A 25,797-nucleotide genomic window follows, 5' to 3' on the forward strand; every position below is an offset into this window, starting at 1 on the left:
CCGGGGTCAAGATCCGGTGCTTCGAGTCTTAATGTAAAGCCAGCGGCTTAAAGCTTCAATACCAGCCCACGGCAACCTGCGCTTCTTCGGACATGCGATCCGGCGTCCAGGGGGGATCGAACGTCATCGAGACGTCGACGCCGGAAACGCCCTCAACGGCGCCGACGGCATTTTCCACCCAGCCCGGCATTTCACCGGCAACCGGGCAACCCGGCGCCGTCAGCGTCATGACGATCTTCACCATGCGATCGTCTTCGATATCGATCTTGTAGACCAGACCCAGCTCGAAGATATCGGCGGGAATTTCCGGATCATAGACGGTCTTCAGCGCGGAGATGATGTCGTCGCTGAGGCGCGCCAGCTCGTCTGCGGGGATGCTGGAATGCACGATCCCTTCGCGCGCGTCGATCTTCTGTTCGCTTTCGTCGAGTGACATCGCTTGCCTCCTCAGGCAAAGAATTTCCGTGCATATTCCAGTGCATCGGCCAAGGCATCCACCTCGGCGCGCGTATTGTACATGCCGAACGATGCACGGCATGTGGAGGTGACGCCGAAGCGTTTCAAGAGCGGCTGGGCGCAATGCGTGCCGGCACGAACGGCAACACCCTGCCGGTCGATCACCATCGAGACGTCGTGGGAATGGATACCCGCCAGCTCGAAGGAGAAGATGCCGCCCTTGCCCGGCGCCGTACCGATGATACGCAGCGAATTGATATCGCGCAGCCGCTCCGCCGCATAGGCGGCAAGATCGGCTTCGTGGCGCGCAATCGCTTCCCGGCCGATACTGTCCATATAGTCGAGCGCATAGCCAAGGCCGATCGCCTGAACGATCGGCGGCGTACCCGCTTCGAAACGATGCGGCGGATCATTATAGGTGACGTTTTCCTCTGTGACGTCGAAGATCATCTCGCCGCCACCCTGGAACGGCCGCATCTCGGCAAGCCGTTCCTTCTTGCCGTAGAGAACGCCGATGCCCGAAGGGCCATAGAGCTTGTGGCCGGTCATGACGTACCAGTCGCAATCGATATCCTGCACGTCGACAGGCATATGCACGGCACCCTGCGAGCCGTCGATGAGGACCGGAATGCCACGCTCATGCGCGATGCGGCAGACTTCCTTCACGGGGACGACGGTTCCGAGCGCGTTCGACATATGGGTGATGGCGACGAGCTTGGTGCGCTCCGTCAGGCTCTTCTCGAAATCCTCGATATGGAACGCGCCCTCATCGTCGACAGGCACCCAGACGAGCTTCGCACCCTGCCGTTCCCGGATAAAATGCCAGGGAACGATATTGGAGTGATGCTCCATGATCGAGACGACGATCTCGTCGCCCTCGCCGATCTCAGGCATGCCCCAACCGTAGGCGACCGTATTGATCGCCTCCGTCGAGTTCTTGGTGAAAACGATGTCGTCGACCGACGGCGCATTCAGGAAGCGGCGCACCTTTTCGCGAGCCGCTTCATAGGCTTCCGTGGCGGCATTGGACAGGAAGTGCAGGCCGCGATGCACATTTGCATACTCATTCGAATAGGCGTGCGAAATGGCGTCGATGACGACCTGCGGCTTCTGCGCCGAAGCGCCGTTGTCGAGATAAACCAACGGCTCGCCATGCACCGTCTTCGTCAGGATCGGGAAATCCCGGCGAATGGCTTCGACGTCATAGGCCGTTGCCGGCACGATCTTGTCCACGAGCTTTGCCTCCAATCAGGCGTGCTTTTCCAGCCAGCCGGAGATAACGCCTTCCAGCGCCTCGACCAGGGCTTCGTCTTCCAGTTCCTCGACGATCTCGGCCACGAAGGCGTTGACCAGCATGGCCCGCGCCTTCTTCTCCGGGATGCCGCGCGCCATCAGGTAATAGAGATGGTTGCCGTCGATATCGGCGACAGTGGCACCATGGCCGCACTGTACGTCATCGGCGAAGATTTCAAGCTCCGGCTTCACCGAGAACTCGGCATCGTCGGACATCAGCAGCGTGTTGCAGGCCATCTTGGCGTCGGTCTTCTGCGCATCCGGTGCGACCCGGATCATGCCCTGGAAGACGCCGCGGGCGCGGTCGAACACGACGTTGCGGATAACTTCCGTGGAACCTGTGTTTGGAACGTCATGGCCAAGCACCATCGTCACATCGGTATGCGTATCGCCACCAAGCAGATTGATGCCGCGCAGCGTCAGATCCGCGCCCTCGCCCACGACCTTGATATACAGTTCCTGGCGCACCAGCTTGCCGCCGGCGTTGATGACAAACAGCTTCAGCTTGGCATCTTCTCCGAGTTCGATACGGAGCTGGCCGAGATGGGTGTCTTCGCTACCCTGCTCCTGCAGGATGATCCAGGTGATTTCAGATCCCTTGCCGATCCTGACTTCGCTGACCGAGGAAACCAGCGCGGCAGCGCCTTCAACCGCCTGATGACGCTCGATAAAGGTCGCCTTGACGTCGGCACCGAAAGTAACCGGCAGACGGCTGTGGATCTGACCGCCGGCATGGATGAACTGCACCTCCAAAGGTGCTTCCAGTTCTGTGCCATCGGGGAAATCGATGACATAGCCATCGCGCACGAAGCTCGCATTGATGTGCCCGATAGCGTCATCCCTGCCGAGCGCTTCAAGACCGGCGGCAGCCGTGCCGTTGAGCAGGCTGTCCGCATAGCGGCCCACCGTCAGGCTCTTGACCGATGCCTTCTCGCTTGCCTTTCCCTGAAGGACGGCAATGACAGGCGATCCCTCAACCGTCGGCGACAGCGCCTCGACAAGACCCTTGCCGATATCGTTCGGAACCAGGCGCAGCAGGTTCTTGAAATCGGTATAGTGCCATGCCTCGATCCTGCGCGTCGGCAGGCCGGCGGTCTTCAGCTCGTCCAGAAGGCGATCGCGGACCGCGAAAACTTCGCCGTCGCCGGGCAGATCGCCCATCTGGTCGTTATACGCCTCGATCAGCGCCGTCTCCGCGGCGGTGAGCCGGTTCGTCGTCTGAATGTTCATCGACGTGTCCTTTCCGCCTCGATCAGGCTGCAGCTCCGATGATGTCGGCGTAGCCGTTGGCTTCCAGCTCATGCGCCAGCGTCTTGTCGCCGGACTTGATCACCTGGCCCTTGTAGAGAACGTGAACGGTGTCCGGAACGATATAGTCGAGCAGGCGCTGATAGTGAGTGATGACGATCACGGCGCGGTCAGGCGAACGCAACGCGTTGACGCCATCGGCGACGATCTTCAGCGCGTCGATGTCGAGGCCGGAATCGGTTTCGTCGAGCACGCAAAGCTGCGGCTCCAAGAGCGCCATTTGCAGGATTTCGGCGCGCTTCTTTTCACCGCCGGAGAAGCCGACGTTCAGCGGGCGCTTCAGCATATCCATGTTGATCTGCAGCTTGCCGGCAGCATCCTTGACGCGGCGCAGGAAATCCGGCGTCGTCAGCTCGTCTTCGCCGCGTGCCTTGCGCTGTTCGTTCAGGGCAACCTTGAGGAACTGCATGGTGGCAACGCCGGGGATTTCGACCGGATACTGGAACGCCAGGAAGATGCCCTTGGCGGCGCGCTCGGCGGCATCGAGCTCCAGAATGCTTTCGCCGTTATAGAGAATGTCACCTTCGGTGACTTCATAGTCATCGCGGCCGGCGAGGATGTAGGACAGCGTCGACTTGCCGGAGCCGTTCGGGCCCATGATGGCGGCGACTTCGCCCGCCTTCACCGTCAGGTTCAGGCCACGGATGATCTCGGTGCCGTCTTCGGCGATACGGGCGTGCAGGTTCTTGATTTCAAGCATTTTAATATCCTATCGCAGGAACGAGTGAGCGGCGCGCGCGGCGCGCCAAAGCTAATTCTGTTTCGTGTGCGTCAGCCGACGCTGCCCTCGAGCGAAATGCCGATCAGCTTCTGCGCTTCGACGGCGAATTCCATCGGCAGCTCCTGCAGCACTTCCTTGACGAAGCCGTTGACGATCAGCGCGATCGCCGCTTCCTCCGGAATGCCGCGCTGCAGGCAGTAGAACAGCTGGTCTTCGGAAATCTTCGACGTCGTAGCTTCATGCTCGAACTGCGCGGACGAGTTCTTCGCCTCGATGTACGGCACGGTATGTGCACCGCACTTGTCGCCGATCAAAAGCGAGTCGCACTGCGTGAAGTTGCGGGCGTTGGTCGCGCGGCGATGCGCCGAGACCTGACCGCGATAGGTGTTCTGCGACACGCCGGCAGCAATACCCTTCGAAATGATGCGGCTCGACGTGTTCTTGCCGAGATGGATCATCTTGGTGCCGCTATCGACCTGCTGATGGCCGTTCGAAACCGCGATCGAGTAGAACTCGCCACGGCTGTCGTCGCCGCGCAGGATGCAAGACGGGTATTTCCAGGTGATCGCCGAGCCGGTTTCGACCTGCGTCCAGGAAATCTTGGAGCGATGGCCGCGGCAATCGCCACGCTTGGTGACGAAATTGTAGATGCCGCCCTTGCCGTGCTTGTCGCCCGGATACCAGTTCTGCACCGTCGAATATTTGATCTCGGCATCATCGAGCGCCACCAGCTCGACGACAGCGGCATGCAGCTGGTTTTCGTCGCGCTGCGGCGCCGTGCAGCCTTCGAGATAGGAGACATAGGCTCCCTCCTCGGCGATGATCAGCGTGCGCTCGAACTGGCCGGTGTTCTTCTCGTTGATGCGGAAGTAGGTCGACAGTTCCATCGGGCAACGAACGCCCTTCGGTACGAAGACGAACGAACCGTCGGTGAAAACGGCCGAATTCAGCGTCGCATAGAAATTGTCCGAAGTCGGCACGACGGAACCGAGATACTTGCGCACCAGATCGGGATGTTCGCGGATAGCTTCCGAGATCGACATGAAGATCACGCCGGCCTTCTTCAGCTCTTCCTTGAAGGTGGTGACGACTGAGACAGAATCGAACACCGCGTCGACGGCGATCTTCGACTTTTCGACGCCGGCAAGGATCTCCTGCTCGCGCAGCGGAATGCCGAGTTTCTCGTAGGTCTTCAACAGTTCGGGATCGACGTCATCGAGCGACTTCGGACCGGCGAACTTCTTCGGCGCGGCATAATAGTGAATGTCGTTGAAGTCGATCTTCGGGTAGTCGACGCGCGCCCATGTCGGCTCTTCAAGCGTCAGCCAACGGCGATAGGCCTCGAGGCGCCATTCCAGCATCCAATCCGGCTCCTGCTTCTTGGCGGAGATGAAGCGGATGATGTCTTCGGAAAGACCCTTGGGAGCCTTTTCCACCTCGATCGTGGTCTCGAAACCATACTTATACTGGTCCACGTCGATCTGGCGAACCTGATCGACCGTTTCCTGGACTGCAGGCATTTCGTTCTCCAATCTCGCCGGATCCAAGGTCCGGCAGCTTGTCAACGTTGCGGCAGACTTATGTCTGCCCCCTATGTAGTCGGCCAAAAGGGACTTTTCACCCCGCTTGGCAAGCGGAAATTTCGGTTTCCGCAAAATTGTGGCCGTCAGGCCGCCGCACCCGCCAGCTTGCGCCTTGCCGCGATGCGGGAAAACGTGGCGATTGCGCGCTCAATATCCGCTTCGGTCGTGGTCGGACCCAGCGAAATGCGCAACGCTCCAAGTTTGGGATCGCATCCCATCGCCACGAGCACATGGCTCTCTCCGACCTTGCCGGACGAGCAAGCGGACCCGGCAGAAATCGCCACACCTTCTAGGTCGAAAGCGATCTGACCGGTTTCGGATTTCAGTCCCGGCAGCGTGAAAAAGCTGGTGTTCGGAACGCGTGCACCGCCTTTGCCATGAATGATGACATCGGGTGCCGCCAGTTCCATGCCCGCTTCCAGCCGGTCGCGCAAGGAACCGATCGCGGCATTGCGAACCTCGAAGTCTGCGGCAGCAGCCTCGGCAGCGGCACCGAAGCCGATGATGGCAAGCGTGTTTTCCGTACCCGAGCGATGGCCCTTTTCCTGCCCGCCGCCATGGATCAACGGCTTCGGCATCAGAACCTCGCCGCGCGAGACGAGCGCGCCGGCACCCTTGGGGCCGCCGATCTTGTGCGAGGAGACGATCAGGAAATCCGCGCCGATCGCATTGATATCGAGCGGAACCCGGCCGGCTGCCTGGACGGCATCCACCACGAAGAGGCCGCCCACGGCCTGAACGAGCTTGGCCGCTTCGCCGACAGGCTGGAGAATTCCGGTCTCGTTATTCGCGAGCATGATGGCGACCATCGGCAAGCCGCCGGCCTTGTCGTGGGCAGCAAGCATGGTCTCCAGCGCGAAAAGGTTGACCGTACCGTCCGACGTTACCGGTATTTCGCTGACATTATCCCTGGCAAATCGCCCGCCTTCGCGCACGGCCGGATGCTCGACGGCCGATATATAAAGATGGCTGACGAGAAGCGGAGTGCGCCCCATGCGGAATTCCGGCGTCAACACCATATTGGCCGCTTCGGTGGCGCCGCTCGTAAAAACGACATGGGCGGATTCGGCGCCGATCAATCTTGCAACTTGGCGACGTGCAGTCTCGACAGCGGCCCGCGCTGCCCTACCTTCGCCGTGAACGGAATTGGGGTTGCCTTGAATATCCATTGCACGCAACATCGCATCGCGCGCCGCCGGATGGAGCGGCGCGGTAGCATTCCAGTCGAGATAGAGGCGTGTTGCCGCCATAATCTTCTTCCTGCGCGACTTTGCTTTGCTGCGCCCGGTTCATTTTCCTTGAAATTTCAGCCGGGCATGCCTTATGACACGTTCCACAAACCGTTGCGCAAACAACGCGCGGACCACCGCATCAAGTTTCGAATTGTTCTAAACTGCGTTCTAGAAAAGATGAGCGCATTCGTCAAGTCAACTTGCTGCGTGCCGTAAGGTTTGAACGCAGAAAAAGAAGAGCCGGAGTATCGATGCCCGAAGTAATTTTCAACGGCCCCGCTGGTCGCCTTGAAGGCCGCTATCAGCCCTCCAAGGAAAAGAGCGCCCCGATCGCGATTATCCTTCATCCCCATCCGCAGTTCGGCGGCACGATGAACAATCAGGTGGTCTACCAGCTCTTCTATATGTTCCAGAAGCGCGGCTTCACCACGCTCCGCTTCAATTTCCGCGGCATCGGCCGCAGCCAGGGCGAATTCGACCATGGCGCCGGCGAGCTTTCCGATGCTGCCTCCGCACTCGACTGGGTGCAGAGCCTCCATCCCGATTCGAAGAGCTGTTGGGTTGCCGGTTACTCCTTCGGTGCGTGGATCGGCATGCAGTTGCTGATGCGTCGCCCCGAGATAGAAGGCTTCATGTCGATCGCGCCGCAGCCGAATATCTACGATTTCTCCTTCCTCGCACCCTGCCCGTCGTCCGGCCTGATCATAAACGGCGATGCAGACAAGGTTGCCCCGGAAAAGGACGTCAACGGCCTCGTCGAGAAGCTGAAGACGCAGAAGGGCATCCTGATCACGCACAAGGTCGTGCCGGGCGCCAACCACTTCTTCAACGGTCAGGTCGAAACACTGCTCGGCGAATGCGAGGATTATCTCGACCGTCGCCTGAACGGCGAACTGGTGCCGGAACCGGCCGCCAAGCGTATCCGCTAAAGACGCGGTGCCCCTCTCACAGAGCGTTTCCGCGGTTTTTGAAACACGGAAACGCTCAATTTTGCTGTTTACGCACTGCGGTCGAAAATCGTTTGCGAACTTTCCCGGAACTTCTCTTAGCGTGACATCCTGAAGCAAAGGCCCGGAGTACCGCTGACAACGATCGGTGCTTCGTACTGCATCCCGATTTTTTGAAGCACCCGCTGCGAAGCAGTATTTTCCGGATGCGTGAATGCGATGAACCGATCCGCAAAGCCGCGGCGGAAAAACCACTGCGCGAGAGCGCCGGCGATTTCGGTGGCATAGCCATTGCCCCACGCGTCCTGCCGAAGCGAATAGCCGAGTTCGAACTCGCCTCGCCCTCTCTCCTGGAAGCGCGAAAAGCCGGCGCGGCCGATAAAGCGGCCGTCTTCACGCCGCAGCATCTTGTATTTGGTCGTGCCATCTCGCGCTTGTTCATCGAACCAGCTTTTCAGCCGCTCCTCGGCCTTTTCCAACGTCCAAGGCGCCGCACCCGAGAGATAGCGCGTGGTCTCGATGGTCGAATGCAATTGCCGAATCACTTCGGCATCACCCTTGTCCCACATCGTCAGAACGAGGCGCGGGGTTTCGAGTATGATGGTGTCACTCATCTGCCTGCCTGTTTTCGTAGCGAATATAAGCCAGTCATAACGAGTATGACGGTGCCGATTTGCAACCGGCCACTCAGTGCTAAACGCCAGGTCCGATTTCAACAAGGCAATGAAGCGACAATATTGAACGCGAAGGCCCGCCGAAGCAGGCCCCCAAGAACATCGTTCGATATCATTGCTCAGTGACATGCCGGTAGACCGGGAGCACCGCACATCTTCTTTTCCGGAGGCTTCTGCGGTGGCGGCGCCTTCACTTGCGGCTGCATAGCCTTCGGCTGCGGCTGTGCAATCTTCGGCTGAGGCTGAGGTTGCGGTCTAGGTTGAGCCTGCATCTTCGGAGCCGGTGGCCTTGCTTGAACAGCCTCGTGCGGCGCCGGCCTTGGCTGAGAAGCAGCCGGATTGACCTGACGCGGCGGTGCGGCCGCAATGCGAGGCTGGTTGTTGACCGGCGGCCGCGCATTATTGACCACGTTGGGCTTCACCGGGGGTTTTGCGGCAAAGGTGGGCGCCGCTGGCTTCATTGCCTGAACATGCGCATTGGGTTTCGGCGCGGCGACAACAGCATTCGGCTTCGCACCCGGAGCCGCCTGAGGCTGCGGGGTTTTGGCAATTTGATTTTGCCCCTTCACAGCAGGCGTATTGCCGGCCGGCGGCAAGGGCTGCCCCTTGGCACCGGGAAGTGCATGCGTGCCGGCATTTGTACCCGGCTGATAAGGTTGAGTGGCGACGGCCGGGTTATGCGTAGCATTCGGCGCCGTTTGAGGCTGTTGGGCCTGTTTCGTTTGTGCCGCGCCCGGAGCCTTTGGCAGATTGCCGGTTGCGGGCAAAGGCTGACCGTTCGCGCCGGGAAGTGCGTGAGCGTTGGTATTCGTGCCCGGCTGTACAGGCTGGCTGGTGATAGCCGAATTACGCGCAGCGTTTGGAGCTGCCTGTGGCTGCTGCGCCTGATTCGTCGGAGCCGCGCCCGGCGTCGCGGCTGGTACCTTGCCGGTTGCCGGCAGAGGCTGCCCATTGGCGCCGGGAAGGGTGTGTGCGGCGTTTCCTGTCTGCGGCTGCGCTTGCGGCTGGGCAGAAGGCGCGACCGCCGGAGCGGCTCCAGGCGGGGTTCTGATCACAGCGGCCGGATTCTGCTGTTGTTGAACGACAGCTTTCTTCTGCACGGAGGGTGGCAGCGCAACATGCAGTGCCGCAGCACCCGCTCCGGCAAGGACGGCGGCTCCGGCGATCTTCTGCCCTGTCGTCAATCCCGGAGTCGCCGGTGCAGCTCCATTTTCATTGGTCGTGGTAGTGGTCGTGTTGTTGTTGATGACCGTCGTGTTGTTCACGACCGTATTGTGGATGTTATTGAAGATGATGTTGTTTTCCGGTGGCGCGACATCTCGCGGCGGCTCGACCCATCTGGGGACCGGAACATATGTCGGCTCCGGCAATACATAGAGATCGACCGCGGGCTGCGGCGGTTCCAGCACGACGAAATCTGGAGGCGGCGGCGCCAGGAAGACGGGCGGCGGCGGTGGTGCATAGCCGAAGTCGGCATCATCGAAGTAAAGCACGGGCCGCTCGACATAGACCACCTCCGGCGGCGGCGGTGGCGGCACGTCATATTCGATGACTGTGAAGGACGGCGGCGGCTCGAGCGCTGCCTCGAAATGTTCGAGGCGGCGGCGAGCATCCCACACGTGGGGACCGCGCGGATAACGCCTGAGATAGGACCAATAGGCCTCCGGCGTATCGGCTCGCCATGTCTCGCGCCAGGTTATCGCCTCTCTGCGAGCAGCGATGATGGCGCGCACACGCCTTGCCATGGAGTCGTTCGGATAGGCGGCCAGGAAATCCTCATAACCCTGCAGCGTGTCGCGATCGAGCGCGGCGAAATAGGCATCCCGCTCGTCGAAATCGCGGATCGCCTTCGTGCGAATTGCGGCATTGTCGTAGCTGGACACCTGGGTCGCCGGCGCATCAGGGCCGCGATCGAAGAAGGTGAAGTCATTCTTCAATTTGGAGGCATCCCAGGAAATCTGCGCGCCCTTGGTCAGATCGCTGACCCGCAGGCGTGTGCGATCGAATACATCGTCGAGCGGCAGACCGCCGACGCGGATCATTTCCGCCAGCGCATGTGCATAGGACCCATAAGGACCAGCCTCCTGAGGCGCGACCGTGCCGGGCGCCGCATTGAAGGCGATCAGCTGATTAGCGTCAGGATCGACCAGCGCAAGACCGCCGGCCAGCGGCTGGCTGGACTGCACGAATGGATTGGCCCTCGCCGCATCCATTACGACGATGCTGCCGCGATTGTTGAGGGCTGCCAGCGATTTGGTGAAATCGCTCACGCGCAGCGCCTGGAGCGGCACATCCGTCGCATTGGCGATTTGAGCATCCACCGGCACGAAATAGTTATCGCCCTGATATTGCAGGCCGTAGCCCGCCAGATAGACGAAAACGACGGTATTGGGACCTGACGCGTTCGCTTTCGTCAGAAAGTCACGCATGGCGTCGCGCAAATCATTCTGATCGAGATCGCGCGCGCCGATCACATCGAAGCCCGCAGCCTGCAGCGTCTGTGCGATCAGACCGGCATCATTGGCCGGCGTCGGCAATGCGCCCGCCTTGTAGGCGGCATTGCCGACGACAAATGCTATTCTTTTTTCAGGGGAACCTTGCGCCTGGGCTGAGCTCACAGCAGCAACACTACCCAAAACCAACACCAAGGCGAAGAATGTGCAGATTGCCCTTTTGAAGGACGATCCCATCATCGAAAACAAAACAAACATACCGGTTTCTTTCACGAAACATGTGGCGTACGCGAGTACTAACGGCAAAAAACTAGGCTTCGATTCAGGCGAAGGCGCGGCACTTTCCGGGCTGCTCCGGGGGCAATATCACGATCCGTTCACAATATGAGGGCCTTATGTTACAAACCCTGCTCGGTTCGTGCCGCCGCCGAAACTTCATGTCAGCCCCACCAAAATGGTGACGCGCCGGTAAATCGGTGCTAAACGCGCCCCGCGACATCAAACAATAGCGACTTCGCCGCGCCTTCCGGCAATGCGGCATCGAGAGACCAAGATCATGGCTGAGTTCAAATCCGATTTCCTGCGAACCCTGCAAGAGCGCGGCTTCATTCATCAGATTTCCGATGAAGCCGGCCTCGACGACCTCTTCGCCAAGGAAACCGTGACGGCCTATATCGGCTTCGATCCGACGGCATCGAGCCTGCATGCGGGCTCGTTGATCCAGATCATGATGCTGTACTGGATGCAGGCGACCGGCCATCGGCCCATTTCGCTGATGGGCGGCGGCACCGGCATGGTCGGCGATCCCTCCTTCAAGGAGGAAGCCCGCAAATTGATGACCATCGACATGATCGAAGACAATATCTCTTCGATCAAGCGCTGCTTCTCGAACTACCTCACCTATGGTGAGGGCCCGAAGGACGCGTTGATGATCAACAACGCCGAGTGGCTGCGCTCGCTGAACTATCTGGAATTCCTGCGCGATGTCGGCCGCCATTTCTCGGTCAACCGCATGCTGTCCTTCGATAGCGTGAAGACGAGGCTTGACCGCGAACAGTCGCTGTCGTTCCTCGAATTCAACTACATGATCCTGCAGGCCTACGACTTCGTCGAACTGGCCAAGCGTTATGATTGCCGCCTACAGATGGGCGGCTCGGATCAGTGGGGCAATATCGTCAACGGCATCGATCTCGGTCACCGCATGGGGACCAAGCAGCTCTTTGCCTTGACCTCACCGCTGCTGACAACAGCGTCCGGCGCCAAGATGGGCAAGTCTGCTACCGGCGCAGTCTGGCTAAATGCTGACCTGCTGTCGGCCTATGATTTTTGGCAGTACTGGCGCAATACCGAGGATGCAGACGTTTCCCGCTTCCTGAAGCTCTATACGACGCTGCCGATGGATGAAATCGCTCGCCTTTCCGCGCTTGCCGGTTCGGAGATCAACGAAGTCAAAAAGATCCTTGCGACCGAAGTCACGGCGATCCTTCACGGCCGCGCGGCAGCCGAGCAGGCAGCAGAAACGGCACGCAAGACCTTCGAGGAAGGTGGCCTTTCCGAAAACCTTCCGTCGATCGATGTTCCCTCCTCCGAACTCGAAGCTGGCATCGGCCTGCTGGCTCTGATCGTGCGCGCCGGTCTTGCCAGTTCGAATGGCGAAGCTCGCCGCCATGTTCAGGGCGGCGCAGTACGCATCAACGATCAGGCCATCAGCGACGAGCGCAAGGTGATTGGTACCGGCGAAGTTACAGCCGATGGTGTCATCAAGCTCTCTCTGGGCAAGAAGAAGCACATCCTGATCCGTCCGGCCGCTTGAGCGTCCGAATAGAAAGAGAACAAAGAGAGCCGGCGCCCTCGCGCCGGCTTTATCATTTGTGCCCGCGCAGATGCAGAGCAATATCAACGCTGGCCGGATGATTTTTTCATCTCGATGTCGGATTACGGCCCGCCTATCCGTCCTCAGTCCAGATCGCGCGCTCGGAGGTGAATTATGGATGAAGTGCCGATGATCAAAACGAGGCGCAAAGGCCGAAACCTTACGCAAAGCATGTTGATTCCCAGCGAGGAGATGCTCGCCCGCGCCCTCTGGACAGCGCCACCGGGTCGGTTGTCCGATATTGCGGGAGTAAGACAGGCGCTTGCCAGGCAATATGGTGCCGACGCCTGCTGCCCTGTCACCGTTCAGCGACATTTGGTGCAGATCAGTCAAAACGGCACGGCTCCGTTTTGGCGCGTGGTGGACCCCGATCGACCATTCGCACGGCGCATGAACGGCGGGCCAGAACGCATACGCGAGCGGTTGGCGGAAGAAAGATAGCCCGCCTTACAACCTCTCCACTATCGGAAGGCAGCAGCCCCGGCTTAGGGCTTCCTCAATATTCAAATATCTGCCTGAAAACACCTGGCGCGATGATCGAGAGAGGGTTGATCTGCAGGTTTGATTTCTCGATCGTACCGGTCAATCTGAAGGTAATGCCGATCAGGCCGCGATCGCTGCCATTGCCCAGGATGAAGCCAACGATCGGAACTTCCGCGAACAGCCGGTTCAGGCCATAGGCGGGCATGAAGGTTCCCGTCATGTCCATCTTGCCGCCGGCGTCCTTCAGCACGCCCTGGAACGTCGCCCCGACCTGTACGCCGCGCACCACGCCATTTTCGACGGAGAGCACACCATCGCGCATCACCAGCCGCGCAAAGCCGCGCTGGAAATTCTGCGAACGCGTATCGATATTCTGCTTCACGGCCGAATTCAGGCTCTTGCCGTTCTTTCCGCTCGGCGTCGATACGATGGTCGAGAGTTTCTTATCGTCGATGATGGAGAAGTTGCGGATATCGAGCGAACCGTCCCAGTCATCCTGCCCGATCGAGCGCAGCGACAGATTGAGCAATCCACCTTGCAGATGCCTGTAGAGATCGGTGAAACGCGCAACGGCACCGGCATCGCCGCTCGTGATACGGATGACGCCGTTGGCGCCTTTGCTCATCTGGGTAACGAGCGCTTCGCCGCTACGGGTCACGCCGGAAAAGTCCGCAGCCGTCGTCTTGCCGCCGGCGATCGAATAGACGCCCTTGACATTGCCGATGGTCTCGTCGTTGAAGCCGATGACCTTGTCGAGATTGGCGCGAACGGTCGCGCTCGCCGAAGCGTCTCCGTCCGAACTCTGCTGGCCGCCCGATGTGGACGCCTTCAGGCGCGCGAGGATCGGACGTATGTCGGCGGAATTGCCCGATATCGCCACGTCGTAGCCGCCACCCTTGCCCCGCTTCAGCGAGAGCGCAAAATCATCGAGCGCCGAGAGCTTCACGCTGTCGAAGCTTGCCGAGGTGAGGCTCCCCTTGCTGATCAGAAGATCACCGCTGGCGCCGAACCCATCGCCCTTGAGCGTGAAATTCTTGAGCGTCGTCTGGCTGTCCGGACCGGAAGCCTCGAACTGCGCGGTCGCCGCAATGCCGCTGCCCTTCGACCAGCCGACCCAGGGCACGGTCAGAGCCGCTTTGCCGAGATCGACCTTGACACCCTGGCGATCGTCGTCGATGCGCGTCAACTCCACTTTGACAGGCCCATCAACTATATCTCGAAGTCCCGGCAGTACGGTGTTGCGCTGCGCATCGGTCAGCGTTGCCGTGATCACGCGGGCGCGCTTGACCGTCGATTTGCTGTCGGTCGGCTCCACCATCTCGATCTGGGCCGGAATACTGTCGATCTGGGCCTGGGCTTGCAGATGCACGGATTGCGGATCGGCCGAGATCACCCCGGTCAGATTGTCGATTTTGCGATTGTTCATCTGCTTCAGCAGATCGACATTGTCGAGATTGAGCTTCGCCTGCCACTCCGGCGGGGGCGGCTGCTGATCCTTGATGAGCCCTATCCTGGCATCGACCTTGGCGACGATCTTGCCGTTGAAATCCTCCGGCTTGAACTCGGTCCGCTGCAGCACCTCCAAAGGTTTGTAGGTCAGAAGTTCGCCGATCGCATCGCCGGAGCCTGAAATCGTCAAATCAAGATCGGCCATCAGCGGCTTGTCGTAGGTCGCCGGGATCGAGAAGCTGCTGTCACTCAGCGTGATCGTGCGCCCCGTCGGAAAATAGGAAGTGGCCGTGGCGATATCGACGACCATATTCGGACCGGTCAGATCGAAATGGGCCTTGGTATCGCGCAACGGCGGAATTTCGCCGGGAATGTTCATCCGTGCGCCATCTATGTCGAAGGCGATATGCAGCTCGTTTTTGCCAAGCTGCAGCTTGCCGGTCTGCGACGCCTCTCGCAGTCGTCCGGCCGGAATGAAGACCGATATGGCAGCATTGGTCACCGAGCCACCGAAAAGATTGCCCTCGACCCAGACCCTGGGTTTCGAAGCCATCCAGAAAGGCCAAAGCTGCTTGACAACAGTTGTGTCCAGTTTGTCCGCCCGGCCGCCGAAACTGATTTCCGGCGAGCTGTCGCCGAGTTTCATATGCAGAGAGCCGAAAAGCGCGCCTTGCGGCGTCGATATGCCGAGATTGTCGAACTGGAATTCCTTGGTTGCGGAAAAGAACCGTCCCGTGGCGCGACCATCGAAGCTGACAGGCTTTTCCCCCGAGAGGGACGAAGCAGCAACACCGTCCTTGATCACGAAATCGATGCCGAAACCCTTGCCTGCACTGGCGTCGACGCGATCGAGATCGATGACCGCGCCGGAAAAGGGCGCGATCGTCCGGAGGAACTGCACTTTTGACGGCGCAATCTCCAGGGTTTGGTGATCGAAGTTGTAGGCGAGGTTGATATCAGCCTGCGTCAACTCCTGCATATCATGATCCATATAGAGGACGCCGGGTTGGACATTGATGGTGGCGCTCAGCTTCGGATCGACGCCTGCCTCGCCCTTGACGGCCGAAAGCGTGATGTCCCCGAAGGTCATCAGACCCTGTCGCGGCGTCCCGTTCGGGTCATAGGTCATCGTGAGTGGCTTGAGATCGAGATTCGATATCCTCGCCGCCAGCGACGAGCTGTGACCGGTCTCGTTTTGATCCGCCCTCACATCCAGGAGCGCCACGGACCCGTTGAGCGCGACCTGGCCATAGAGATGCAAAGAATTCGGTGCCGCCCGCTCGAATGTGAGATTGTCGACGACGAGGGAGATCGGATCCCCCTCCTGTCGCGCCAGCTTCATCGAGAAGCCGGAAATGCGCACGGAATTCGTGCCGCCGCGCTGTACGAAATGTTCGAGAAAATCGAGATTATCGAAGGCCGCATTCAAGGCATTGGGCAAGGCATCGACGCGCAAGGCGGTCAAATCCACCGGGTCGCCTTGCGGCAGCAGTGAAGTATCGAGCGCGATCCCCTCTGCCGCAACGCTTGCAACTTCCACCCTGCCCTCGATGAGGGCCAAGGGGTCCAGCTCCATATTGACGGCTGACATCGTCGACAGATGCTTGCCGCTCTCCTGATCGACGACATTGACGTCGCGTGCCTCCAGCGCCAGGCGCAGGTTGGAGGTAAAGCGGATCACAGTCGCGCCAACCTCTGCCTTGTAGCGCGGGCCGATGGCCTGATCGAGAGCCGTCTGCGCTTTCTGGGACAGCGGCGCATCGAAGATACCGCCTTCGATGGTCGCGATGACGGCACCGAGAATGATAGCGAGAAAGGCAAAGAAAACCAATGTCATGCGGCAGACATGCCAAACATGCGAACGGTTACGGCGACGGCGCTCAGGCACGTGCACGATTAACGGATCTTCGACCTGAGCAGACGGCAAATGGTCGAGCGACACGAGATCCTTTTTGCGGAATGTTACCTTTTCGCCTCGGATCACTCCTGCGCGTGCCTTTCGCTTATACAATTTTGTTGGTGACGCTGCGTCCCATTGGACGGCACACGTGAGCAGTATATATGCCTTCCCTCAAGTGTCATCTAAAAAACCGGCAAAAGAAAGGTTTTCCCGTGGCGGAAGTTTTATCGATTCAACTGAACATCGGCGACAAGGCGCCGGATTTCGATCTTCCGCGCGATGGCGGCGACCGCGTTCGCCTTGCCGATTTTGCCGGCAAGCCGTTGGTGATCTATTTCTATCCCAAGGATGATACAACCGCCTGCACGACAGAATCGATTACCTTCACGGCACTTGCTGCCGATTTCGCAAAGCTCGGCGTCGCCCTCCTCGGCGTCTCTCCGGATTCTGTGAAAAGCCATGACAAATTCGTCAAGAAGCACGCGCTTTCCGTTCCGCTCGCCGCCGACGAGGAAAAGACCATGGCGATGGCATACGGCGTCTGGCGGGAAAAAAGCATGTATGGCCGCACCTATATGGGCGTGGTGCGCTCGACGTTCTTGATCGGCACCGATGGGCGCATCGCTGCAATATGGGACAAGGTCAAAGTCGCTGGACACGCCGAAGCCGTCCTGACCGCAGCCAGGGAACTCTGACGGCATGTCCGCCAGTCCCGAAACCATCACGTCGCTGCGCGGTGGTGCCATCGACGCCATCCGTTCGACCGATCTCGATCGTAAGACCGAGCTTGCCCAGGAATCGGCAAGGCGCTGGTTTGCGCGCACCCTGTCGCTGCGTTCGCCGCTCGACCCGCCGCTCGCCGATCGGCCCGGCCGGCCCGAAAAGCCGGAGCTTGTGCCACCGAAAAACATGGAGAAGCGCTCGCTGCATACGCTGAAAGGCCGCATCGCGCTCCTGCATGCCATCGCCCATATCGAGCTGAATGCCGTCGATCTCGCATTGGACATTGTCGCGCGCTTTGCAACCGGCCCGGTCCCCAATTCCTTCTTCGACGGCTGGATGCAGGTCGCCTTCGAGGAAGCCAAGCATTTTCGTATGGTGCGGGCCCGTTTGCGCGAGTTGGGTGCCGATTATGGCGATCTGCCGGCCCACGACGGTCTATGGCAAGCGGCCCATGCCACCCGCACCGATTTGACCGCGCGCCTGGCGGTCGTGCCTTTGATCCTCGAAGCGAGAGGTTTGGACGTGACGCCGGCCCTTCAGGCGAAGATGCGCGAAACCGGCGATCTCGAAAGCGCCGCCATACTCGACGTCATCTATAATGACGAGAAAGGCCATGTTGCCGTCGGCGCGAAATGGTTTCGCTTCCTGTGCGCGCGGGAGAAGCGCGATCCGGCCCGAACCTTCCAGGAGTTGGTGCGCGCTAATTTTCGGGGCTCGCTGAAGGCACCGTTCAACGATATCGCCCGGGCGGAAGCCGGACTGACACCCTCTTTCTACCGTTCACTGACATCTACAAGCAATGCTTGATATACTAACGTAAAATGGCTTTTTCCTGTATTTATTACCGCCATAGAAAGTATTCATTAACCATAATGCCGTGTACTTCCATCGGGTGCCAAAGGGCACCGATTGGGAGAGTCTCGGTGACAGCAAAGCCTCAGAACCGGGTTTTCGGCAAGCAAAGGCGACATCACACTATCATCCTCGCCAGCGGCGATACGGTGCGCCATATGACCGTGCACCCATGGATGGCCGCACTTGCCGTCTGCCTGATGGGGATATTCTCGATCGGCTATCTCCTTGCGACTTCCTACCTTGTCCTGCGTGACGATCTGATCGGCGCGACGATGGCCCGCCAGGCGCGCATGCAATATGACTATGAAGACCGTATCGCCGCCCTGCGCGCCCAGGTCGACCGTGTTACCTCGCGCCAGCTCATGGACCAGCAGGTCGTGGAGGAGAAGGTCGACAAGCTGATCGAACAGCAACAGCAACTCTCCTCACGCAACGGCAAGCTGAGCACCCTACTCGACCGTGCAGAGAACTCCGGGCTGACTGGCAAGGGCGCGCGTTCCGATGCCGACGCTGCCGCGCCAAAGAACGAACATGCCCAGCTGACGTCGCCCAAGGCAATCGAAAAGCTTCTCATGAGCGGCAAGCCGGCTGACGCCACACCCGACAACTCCACGCTTGCCTACGTCCCTGCCCCCGAAACCGTGGCCGACCGTGCTGATCGGGTCTTCTCCAAAGTGACGCTGTCGCTGAAGCATATCGAACAGGATCAGTTGTCCCGCATCCACAATCTCACCGCCGATGCGTCGGAAACGGCCATTTCGATCCAATCGATCATGCAAAATGTCGGCATCAAGGTGCCGAACGAGGTCGCCGGCATCGCGCGTGACGATGCGGTTGACGGCGTCGGCGGTCCCTACGTACCTCCGGAAAACGTCGATCAGTTCGAACAATCCATGGCGAACCTCGACACCGCCTTGACGCATCTGGAGACGGTGCGGAGCGCAGCCGAAAGCCTGCCCTTCCGCAATCCTGCACCGGGCAAGCTCGTTACCAGCCCGTTCGGCAACCGCAAGGATCCCTTCTTCGGCACGCTAGCGCTCCATACCGGCACCGACTTCCATTTCAGCCCTGGTGAAAAGATCAAAGCGACCGCTCCCGGCAAGGTGGTTTCGGCCGGATGGACTGGTGGATATGGCAACATGGTGGAGATCGACCACGGCGACGGCATCTCCACTCGCTATGGGCATATGGAACAGATACTCGTCAAAGTCGGCGACAAGGTCGGTGCCGGCGATGCGATCGGTCTTGCCGGCAGCACTGGGCGCTCGACAGGAACACATCTGCATTATGAAGTGCGCGAGAACGGACGCGCCATAGACCCGATGTATTTCATCGGTGCCGGTACGAAACTCGCAAGTTACATCAGCGGATTGGGCGCAATTTAGCTGCCGGAATTGTGACAAACGCGCAACAAAGATGGCACTAATCCAAAAATTGCGTTATGAATGAACTTCGAGGCTGTTGAAGCGCCTGCTTTCCTTGACTTCGCGGGTATTTGGTTCTATGTCGCGCTGCATTGCGGCACGCTCCTGTGTGCCGACTCATGGTGTTCGACTGAACCAAGACGGAATTAGATTTCCCTTTGACAACATTTGCTGACCTTGGCCTGAGCCAAAAAGTCCTTTCCGCGGTAACTGACGCGGGCTACACCACACCGACTCCTATCCAGGCCGGTGCAATCCCCTTTGCGCTTCAGCGCCGCGACATCTGCGGCATTGCCCAGACAGGAACCGGCAAGACCGCCTCCTTCGTGCTGCCGATGCTGACACTGCTGGAAAAGGGCCGTGCTCGCGCTCGCATGCCGCGCACGCTGATTCTGGAGCCGACGCGCGAACTCGCAGCGCAGGTCGCTGAAAACTTCGAGAAGTACGGCAAGAACCATAGACTGAACATTGCCCTTCTGATCGGCGGCGTTTCCTTCGAAGAGCAGGATCGCAAGCTTGAGCGTGGCGCCGATGTGCTGATCTGCACGCCCGGCCGCCTGCTGGATCATTTCGAACGCGGCAAGCTGCTGATGAGCGCCGTCGAGATCTTCGTCATCGACGAAGCCGACCGTATGCTCGACATGGGTTTCATCCCGGATATCGAGCGCATCGCCAAGCTCATCCCGTTTACGCGTCAGACGCTGTTCTTCTCGGCAACGATGCCGCCGGAAATCCAGAAGCTGGCCGACCGTTTTCTACAAAACCCGGAACGTGTCGAAGTCGCCAAGCCGGCATCGACCGCCAAGACCGTGACGCAGCGCTTCGTCGCCTCGCATGGCAAGGATTACGAGAAGCGCGCTACGCTACGCGACCTCATCCGCGCCCAGACGGATTTGAAGAACGCGATTATTTTCTGCAATCGCAAGAAGGACGTTTCCGACCTCTTCCGCTCGCTGGATCGCCACGGCTTTTCCGCCGGCGCGCTGCATGGTGACATGGATCAGCGTTCGCGCATGACCATGCTGCAGAACTTCAAGGATGGAAACTTGCAGCTGCTCGTTGCCTCCGACGTCGCGGCACGCGGCCTCGACATTCCCGATGTCAGCCACGTCTTCAATTTCGATGTTCCGATCCATTCGGAAGATTACGTTCACCGTATCGGCCGCACCGGCCGGGCCGGCCGCTCCGGCGCCGCCTTTACCATCGTCACGAAACGCGACACCAAGCATGTCGACGCCATCGAGAAGCTGATCGGTGAAGACGTTCAGTGGCTGAACGGTGATCTTTCGGCTCTGCCACCAGCGGACGAGAGCAGCGACGACAACCGTTCGTCCCGCCGCCGTGACCAGAAGGGTAAGGGCCGCGATCGGGATCGCAGCCGTGGAGGCCGCAACGCCTCGAGTCATAAATCTGATATCGACGTCGAGGATAATGACGTCGTAGCGATCGAAGCAGCACCAGCAAAGGCCGAAAGCGTGAAGAACGAGCGCAAGTCTGAGAACAACAATAACAGATCCCATAACGGTTCTCGCAACAGCCATCGGCCCTTCCCTGCCGCCAATGACGATCACCGTGAGCGCCGCAACCGTTATCGCGATCAGGACGATGGTCCGACGCCAGTCGGCTTCGGCGACGATATTCCGGCTTTCATGCTCATCGTGGCAAACGCCAAGGGCTGATAATCTCCACCTGCCGCCAATCCGAGCCACTGCGCCGGAAGTCGCGGCAAATCTCGGAATCCCGGCATGGGCAAGCCTGGCATCGATTTCCCAGGACTGGGAACCGGTCTCGCAATCTTGCGGGACGGCAAGCTTTTGCTCTATCGCCGCCTCAAGGCACCGGAAGCCGGATGCTGGAGCATCGTCGGCGGCAAGGTCGATCATATGGAGCCTGCCGTCAAGGCCGCGATTCGCGAAGCGGAAGAGGAAAGCGGCCTCTCCATCGGCAGGATCGACTATCTTTGCACGCAAGAAGTCATCATCGGCGCCGAGCGGCAGCACTGGATCTCGCTGATCTACGTCTGCAGGGACTTTTCCGGCGAACCGCGCCTGATGGAGCCGGACAAGCTCTCCGATTTCGGCTGGTTCGGCCGCGGCGAGTTGCCGGCTCAGCTTTCAGAATTCGCCAAGGCAACGATCGCCCATTTGAGCGAAGCAGATTTCCCCTGACGTCTATTTATCCGAGCGAAGCGCAGCCTCGTAGGCCAGCCGCACCCAACGCGCCATTTCATCCGGATCGTCGAACGCGTCGTCGGGTATCGACCAATAGGGCATGTTGACGGCCTTGCCTTTCTTGCCTTCGTAGGCCCAGCGTCGCGCGCCGGCGGCCTCAAATTGGGAGGCACTGGCATCGTCCGCTTTCAGGAGAATCTCGTCGTCCACTTCGAGCGCCAGAATGCGGCCCATATGGTAGATCCCCTTGCCGCCGAACATCCGTTTGATGGTGATCGGCCCGAGCGACTGAAACATCTCCTCGATATCGATATTGTCCATTCCCCACTCTACCCCTTCAAAATCCCACCGGCCGCAACAACGGCCTCAGGCGTATCGACATCGAGATGTGCCGCCTCGCCGATCTCGACATCAATGACCGGAAGCCCCGATGTTTCGATGATATGCCGGGCGCCCACGTCGCCCTCCAGCCGCATCACGGCGTTCAAGACCGACCGTGGCAGGATGACGGGATTGCCGCGCTTGCCGCCCGATACCGCCCGCACGATCGCCTGGCTGTTCGCCTCCCGGAAGGCCGCCATCAAGGCTTTCAGATCATCGCTGGTGACGCCGGGCATATCGGCCAGCATGACAAGAACACCATCGACCCTACGTGCTGCCCGTGTGCCGACACCTGCAACCAACGAACTGGCCATGCCAGAGCCATAATCCGGATTGAATACCGCTTCGACGGTGAGACCATTGAGTGCGGTTTCAATCTCATCGCGCCGGTGCCCCGTGACGACGATGATATCCGATATGCCGCTTGCAATGGCGATAGATGCCGACCGGCGTACCAGCGGCACGCCATCGAATTCCGCCAAAAGCTTGTGCGCGCCACCCTCGCCCATGCGGCTCGCCTTTCCCGCAGCCAGCAAGACGATGGCAACCGAGATTTCCGACGGCGGTTTGTTGACAATGTCGCGCGGCCGTGGACGTGACTGAATTTCCATCAGCAACCCTCCAACGCCCATGCCACTAATATCCCGCCGCGTCAGTTGTTCGCCGGCTAATATGCGATCCAGCACCCAGTCGAAGCCATTCTCCTTCGGGCTGCGTGCGCATCCAGGCGCTCCGACGACATGAACGTCGCCGACCTTGCCAAGTACCAAGAGATTACCCGGATCGACAGGCATGCCGACCTGAATGACCTCGCCACCGGCAAGCCGAATCGCCTCCGGAATGACGTCGCCGGCATCGATGACAGCTGACGCTCCGAAAACGATCATTAGCTTGGGCATCCGGTCGGGTGCCGCCAGCGCGCGACGGATCGCATCAGCAACGGCGCCCGCCTTATGAGCGACACGCTCTTCCCGCTGCAGCACGCTGCCCGAAGGCTGCAGTCGCTGCGATAATATCCGCGCCGTCTTGTCCATTACCGAAGCCTTCAGCGACGGCAGTTCCGTCGCGACGAGCGAAACAGCATGCGGCACGAAAGGCTTGACCTCGAAAACCGGCATCCGCCGCAAAATTTCGACACCTGAAGCGATTTTGACTCCGGAAACGGCGAGCGGAATGATCTTGAAGGTCGCCACCATGTCGCCTGCTCGAACAGGTACATGGTCTGCAAGACAGGCAAGGGTGATCGCCGGATCGAGATTGTTAACGCGATCGACCGCTATACGATTTGCAACAAACAGGCCGTCGACGGTGCTATGGACATTCACCCGTCCCGTCGCGGCTTCAGAAAAAGTCAGATGATCGTGGGCAACTGCCCGCGCCAGCTGCTCAGCCGCCTCGTCTTCCATGAGGTCGCCCGGTTCGATGCGCGCGGCGATAACGCGGTCAATTCCGGCCGCAGCGAGCCGCTCGATGTCTCCGCCGGTGAGCTTATGCCCCTTGGAAAAGCCGCCGGCCGCCAGCCGAACGGAATGCGCGAGAACAGCACCCTCCGCCTCCGCCGTCAAAAATTCACCGAAGATCATAGCGTAGCGCCTTTTGGCGACGAGACATCCCGCCCGCGAAGCGAGCCGATGATTTCAGCCAGGATGGCGACGGCGATCTCGGCCGGACTTGCAGCACCGATAGGGAGCCCGATCGGCGCATGGATGCGTCCAAGCTCAGCTTCGCTCACGCCTTCCCGCTTCAGACGTTCCAGGCGGCTGGCATGCGTCTTGCGGCTGCCGAGCGCGCCGACATAGAAACAACCCGTCTTCAACGCCTGAATGATCGGCTCGTCGTCGATCTTGGGATCATGGGTCACGGCGACCAGCGCCATATAGCTGTCGAGCGGTCGCTCTTTCAGCGCATCCACGGGCCAGTCGGCAACTAGGTCTATGCCTTCGAAGCGCTCCGGTGTTGCAAAAGCGGTGCGCGGATCGATGATCGTCACATCGAAATCCCCTAGGGCCGCCATGCGCGCGAGAATTTGGCTGATATGCACGGCGCCGATGATAACAAGGCGCGGCGGTGGCAGATGCACGTTGAAGAACAGGCTCTGCCCGTCGATATCAAGGGGCGCGGACTTCCCCGAACGGAACGCCGCTGCAGCAGCATCGCTGAGTGCGCCTTCCAGCGCATCGCCTTCGACGATGAGCCGATCCGGCCCTCCCGAGAGATCGGTGACGAGGATCGCCGCCTGCCGTCTGCGCCGCATCTCATTCAGCCGCGCCAGTATCTGCCGATCCATCAGGCGAGCCTTTCGACATAGACTCGGATGCGGCCGCCGCAGGAGAGACCCACGCGCCAGGCCGTTTCATCGGCGACACCGAATTCCAGCATGCGCGACTTGCCCGTTTCGATGACGTCCAGTGCCTCGGTAATGACGGCACCTTCGACGCAGCCGCCGGAAACCGATCCGTGAAAATTACCCTCGCCATCGATCACGAGATGGCTGCCCGACGGGCGCGGCGCGGAACCCCAGGTATCGACAACGGTCGCCATCGCGACGCTGCGTCCCGCCGACACCCATTCCTCCGCAATCACGAGCGGATCCAGACTTTCGGATATATCTGACATCGGAGCCTCATTGCTTGCCGAGAAACCGTCGCGGATCATAGGAATCCGCGCGGCCGGCGGTGAGCGCCGATACGAGATCGGCTAGAGATAATAGATTGTGAACGGGACGGAATTCGTCAACATGCGGCAGCATTGCTTTTACACCGCGCGCCCGAGCCTCGAAACCTTCAAAACGCAACAATGGATTGAGCCAGATGAGCCGCCGGCAGGAGCGATGCAGCCGATCCATCTCCGCACCGAGCAATTCCACGCCCTCGCGCTCCAGCCCGTCTGTGATTAAGAGCACGATTGCGCCTTGCCCGAGCACGCGGCGCGCCCATATCAAGTTGAACTCCTTCAGCGTCTCGCCGATCCGCGTTCCGCCCGACCAGTCGCGCACCGCAGCCGCGCATTCGTCCAGCGCCTGATCGGGATCCTTGTGGCGCATTGCCCGCGTCACGTTGGTCAGGCGGGTTCCAAACAGAAACGTATGCACGCGTCGCCGCCGTTCGGTCAGCACATGCAGGAAATGCAGGAAGATGCGCGTGTACTGGCTCATCGAGCCTGAAATGTCCGCGAGTACTACCAGTGGCGGCTGGATTTCCTTCGGCTTCCGGAAGCGCGGCAGGATCAGCGCTCCTCCGGTGCGGAGCGCGGACCGCATTGTCGCGCGCGGATCGACCTTGGCCGCCGTGCGAGATGGTGCGAAACGGCGCGTGCGCACACGATCCAGCGGCAGTTGCAGCTTCTCCAGCTCCTTCTTGGCAACAGCAATCTCTGCCGCTGACATCTGCGCGAAATCCAGATGGCGCAGTACCTCGCTGCCGGAGCTTGTAAATCGCGCATCTATCTCGATATCGGGCGTCTCGCGCTGCGGGCTCCGGTCGCTCCGATCGCTCAATAATGCATCGGTTGCCCGACTCTCGCCCGGTTTCCGCTTCTCCTTCTCGCGATGGTCGGGTGCGACCGGCGACATCATTGCGATCATTTTCGCAACGAGATCGCGCGAGCGCCAGAACAGCCGGAACGCCTCGTCGAAGATGACCAGATCTTCATGCCGCTTGACGAAAACGGAACAGAGGGCAGCATGAAACTCCTCGCGGGAACCGATGCCGATGGCTTCGACCGCTTCTATGGCGTCGGCAATCGCCCCAGGACCGATCTTCAGGCCGGCCCTGCGGAGCACCCGGCCGAACAGCACGATATTGTCAGCGAGGCGCCCGTCACCGGGCAGTGACGGCGCAACGACGATGCTATCCCGGGCACCCGGCTCCAT

Annotated in this window: 22 protein-coding genes; 8 read left to right on the forward strand and 14 right to left on the reverse strand. The window is 60.0% G+C overall.

The window, feature by feature from the left end; translation table 11 throughout:
- Window positions 1-55: 55 nt before the first annotated feature.
- The 6 genes from I8E17_RS08095 to I8E17_RS08120 form a co-directional block, all read right to left on the reverse strand.
- Complete coding sequence (locus tag I8E17_RS08095; protein ID WP_069612273.1) at window positions 56-436, reverse strand: SUF system Fe-S cluster assembly protein; 381 nt, start codon at window positions 434-436, stop codon at window positions 56-58.
- Between the two features lie 11 nt (window positions 437-447).
- Complete coding sequence (locus I8E17_RS08100) at window positions 448-1,689, reverse strand: cysteine desulfurase (protein ID WP_069612307.1); 1,242 nt, start codon at window positions 1,687-1,689, stop codon at window positions 448-450.
- Window positions 1,690-1,704: 15 nt separating this feature from the next.
- Window positions 1,705-2,979: a Fe-S cluster assembly protein SufD gene (sufD, locus tag I8E17_RS08105; protein ID WP_113366610.1), complete on the reverse strand. Its 1,275-nt coding sequence runs from the start codon at window positions 2,977-2,979 to the stop codon at window positions 1,705-1,707.
- Window positions 2,980-3,001: 22 nt separating this feature from the next.
- Window positions 3,002-3,757 (reverse strand): Fe-S cluster assembly ATPase SufC, encoded by a 756-nt coding sequence (sufC, locus tag I8E17_RS08110; RefSeq protein ID WP_113366609.1) that lies wholly within the window; start codon window positions 3,755-3,757, stop codon window positions 3,002-3,004.
- Window positions 3,758-3,828: 71 nt separating this feature from the next.
- Window positions 3,829-5,298, reverse strand: coding sequence for a Fe-S cluster assembly protein SufB (gene sufB, locus I8E17_RS08115; protein ID WP_069612982.1), 1,470 nt, complete (start codon window positions 5,296-5,298; stop codon window positions 3,829-3,831).
- A 146-nt stretch (window positions 5,299-5,444) separates the two neighbouring features.
- Window positions 5,445-6,611 (reverse strand): cysteine desulfurase family protein, encoded by a 1,167-nt coding sequence (locus I8E17_RS08120; protein ID WP_069612983.1) that lies wholly within the window; start codon window positions 6,609-6,611, stop codon window positions 5,445-5,447.
- A gap of 233 nt (window positions 6,612-6,844) precedes the next feature.
- On the opposite strand from I8E17_RS08120, the gene I8E17_RS08125 reads away from it, so the two are divergent.
- The gene (locus I8E17_RS08125) at window positions 6,845-7,522 is read left to right on the forward strand and encodes an alpha/beta hydrolase (RefSeq protein WP_004108794.1); all 678 of its coding nucleotides are present in this window, start codon (window positions 6,845-6,847) and stop codon (window positions 7,520-7,522) included.
- A 116-nt stretch (window positions 7,523-7,638) separates the two neighbouring features.
- Here the strand turns inward: I8E17_RS08125 and I8E17_RS08130 are convergent, their stop codons facing one another.
- Together I8E17_RS08130 and I8E17_RS08135 are read right to left on the reverse strand one after the other, a co-directional pair.
- A complete protein-coding gene (locus I8E17_RS08130; RefSeq protein WP_069612984.1) occupies window positions 7,639-8,154 on the reverse strand; it encodes a GNAT family N-acetyltransferase in 516 nt (171 codons plus the stop codon).
- Window positions 8,155-8,333: 179 nt separating this feature from the next.
- Window positions 8,334-10,925: a caspase domain-containing protein gene (locus tag I8E17_RS08135; RefSeq protein ID WP_069612985.1), complete on the reverse strand. Its 2,592-nt coding sequence runs from the start codon at window positions 10,923-10,925 to the stop codon at window positions 8,334-8,336.
- Between the two features lie 298 nt (window positions 10,926-11,223).
- On the opposite strand from I8E17_RS08135, the gene tyrS reads away from it, so the two are divergent.
- Both tyrS and I8E17_RS08145 read left to right on the forward strand, forming a co-directional pair.
- Window positions 11,224-12,480: a tyrosine--tRNA ligase gene (tyrS, locus tag I8E17_RS08140; RefSeq protein WP_069612986.1), complete on the forward strand. Its 1,257-nt coding sequence runs from the start codon at window positions 11,224-11,226 to the stop codon at window positions 12,478-12,480.
- A 174-nt stretch (window positions 12,481-12,654) separates the two neighbouring features.
- The gene (locus tag I8E17_RS08145) at window positions 12,655-12,981 is read left to right on the forward strand and encodes a hypothetical protein (protein ID WP_069612987.1); all 327 of its coding nucleotides are present in this window, start codon (window positions 12,655-12,657) and stop codon (window positions 12,979-12,981) included.
- 55 nt (window positions 12,982-13,036) lie between these two features.
- Here I8E17_RS08145 and I8E17_RS08150 read toward each other — a convergent pair whose 3' ends face one another.
- Window positions 13,037-16,456: a DUF3971 domain-containing protein gene (locus tag I8E17_RS08150; protein WP_069612988.1), complete on the reverse strand. Its 3,420-nt coding sequence runs from the start codon at window positions 16,454-16,456 to the stop codon at window positions 13,037-13,039.
- A gap of 128 nt (window positions 16,457-16,584) precedes the next feature.
- On the opposite strand from I8E17_RS08150, the gene I8E17_RS08155 reads away from it, so the two are divergent.
- The 5 genes from I8E17_RS08155 (at window position 16,585) to I8E17_RS08175 (ending at window position 21,542) form a co-directional block, all read left to right on the forward strand.
- Window positions 16,585-17,067: a peroxiredoxin gene (locus I8E17_RS08155; RefSeq protein WP_069612989.1), complete on the forward strand. Its 483-nt coding sequence runs from the start codon at window positions 16,585-16,587 to the stop codon at window positions 17,065-17,067.
- A 4-nt stretch (window positions 17,068-17,071) separates the two neighbouring features.
- The gene (locus tag I8E17_RS08160) at window positions 17,072-17,902 is read left to right on the forward strand and encodes a ferritin-like domain-containing protein (RefSeq protein WP_069612990.1); all 831 of its coding nucleotides are present in this window, start codon (window positions 17,072-17,074) and stop codon (window positions 17,900-17,902) included.
- Between the two features lie 116 nt (window positions 17,903-18,018).
- Window positions 18,019-19,335, forward strand: coding sequence for a M23 family metallopeptidase (locus I8E17_RS08165; RefSeq protein WP_069612991.1), 1,317 nt, complete (start codon window positions 18,019-18,021; stop codon window positions 19,333-19,335).
- Window positions 19,336-19,532: 197 nt separating this feature from the next.
- Complete coding sequence (locus tag I8E17_RS08170; RefSeq protein ID WP_069612992.1) at window positions 19,533-21,053, forward strand: DEAD/DEAH box helicase; 1,521 nt, start codon at window positions 19,533-19,535, stop codon at window positions 21,051-21,053.
- A 66-nt stretch (window positions 21,054-21,119) separates the two neighbouring features.
- Window positions 21,120-21,542, forward strand: a complete 423-nt coding sequence (locus I8E17_RS08175; protein ID WP_069612993.1) for an NUDIX domain-containing protein — start codon at window positions 21,120-21,122, stop codon at window positions 21,540-21,542.
- 3 nt (window positions 21,543-21,545) lie between these two features.
- On the opposite strand, the gene I8E17_RS08180 is transcribed toward I8E17_RS08175, so the two are convergent.
- The 5 genes from I8E17_RS08180 to I8E17_RS08200 are packed head-to-tail and all read right to left on the reverse strand — an operon-like array spanning window position 21,546 to window position 25,797.
- Window positions 21,546-21,866 carry a TfoX/Sxy family protein gene (locus tag I8E17_RS08180; protein WP_069612994.1) on the reverse strand — a complete coding sequence of 107 codons (321 nt, stop codon included), beginning with the start codon at window positions 21,864-21,866 and terminating at the stop codon, window positions 21,546-21,548.
- 8 nt (window positions 21,867-21,874) lie between these two features.
- A complete protein-coding gene (locus tag I8E17_RS08185) occupies window positions 21,875-23,509 on the reverse strand; it encodes a molybdopterin-binding/glycosyltransferase family 2 protein (protein WP_069612995.1) in 1,635 nt (544 codons plus the stop codon).
- Window positions 23,506-24,213, reverse strand: a complete 708-nt coding sequence (locus tag I8E17_RS08190) for an XdhC family protein (RefSeq protein ID WP_069612996.1) — start codon at window positions 24,211-24,213, stop codon at window positions 23,506-23,508. The genes I8E17_RS08185 and I8E17_RS08190 overlap by 4 nt, the downstream gene beginning before the upstream one ends.
- Complete coding sequence (locus tag I8E17_RS08195) at window positions 24,213-24,542, reverse strand: XdhC family protein (protein ID WP_069613195.1); 330 nt, start codon at window positions 24,540-24,542, stop codon at window positions 24,213-24,215. Before I8E17_RS08195 ends, I8E17_RS08190 begins: the two co-directional genes overlap by 1 nt.
- Window positions 24,543-24,549: 7 nt before the next feature.
- Window positions 24,550-25,797, reverse strand: coding sequence for a VWA domain-containing protein (locus tag I8E17_RS08200; RefSeq protein ID WP_069612997.1), 1,248 nt, complete (start codon window positions 25,795-25,797; stop codon window positions 24,550-24,552).

This window comes from Rhizobium sp. AB2/73 (genome assembly GCF_020871915.1).
Classification (GTDB): domain Bacteria; phylum Pseudomonadota; class Alphaproteobacteria; order Rhizobiales; family Rhizobiaceae; genus Rhizobium; species Rhizobium dioscoreae.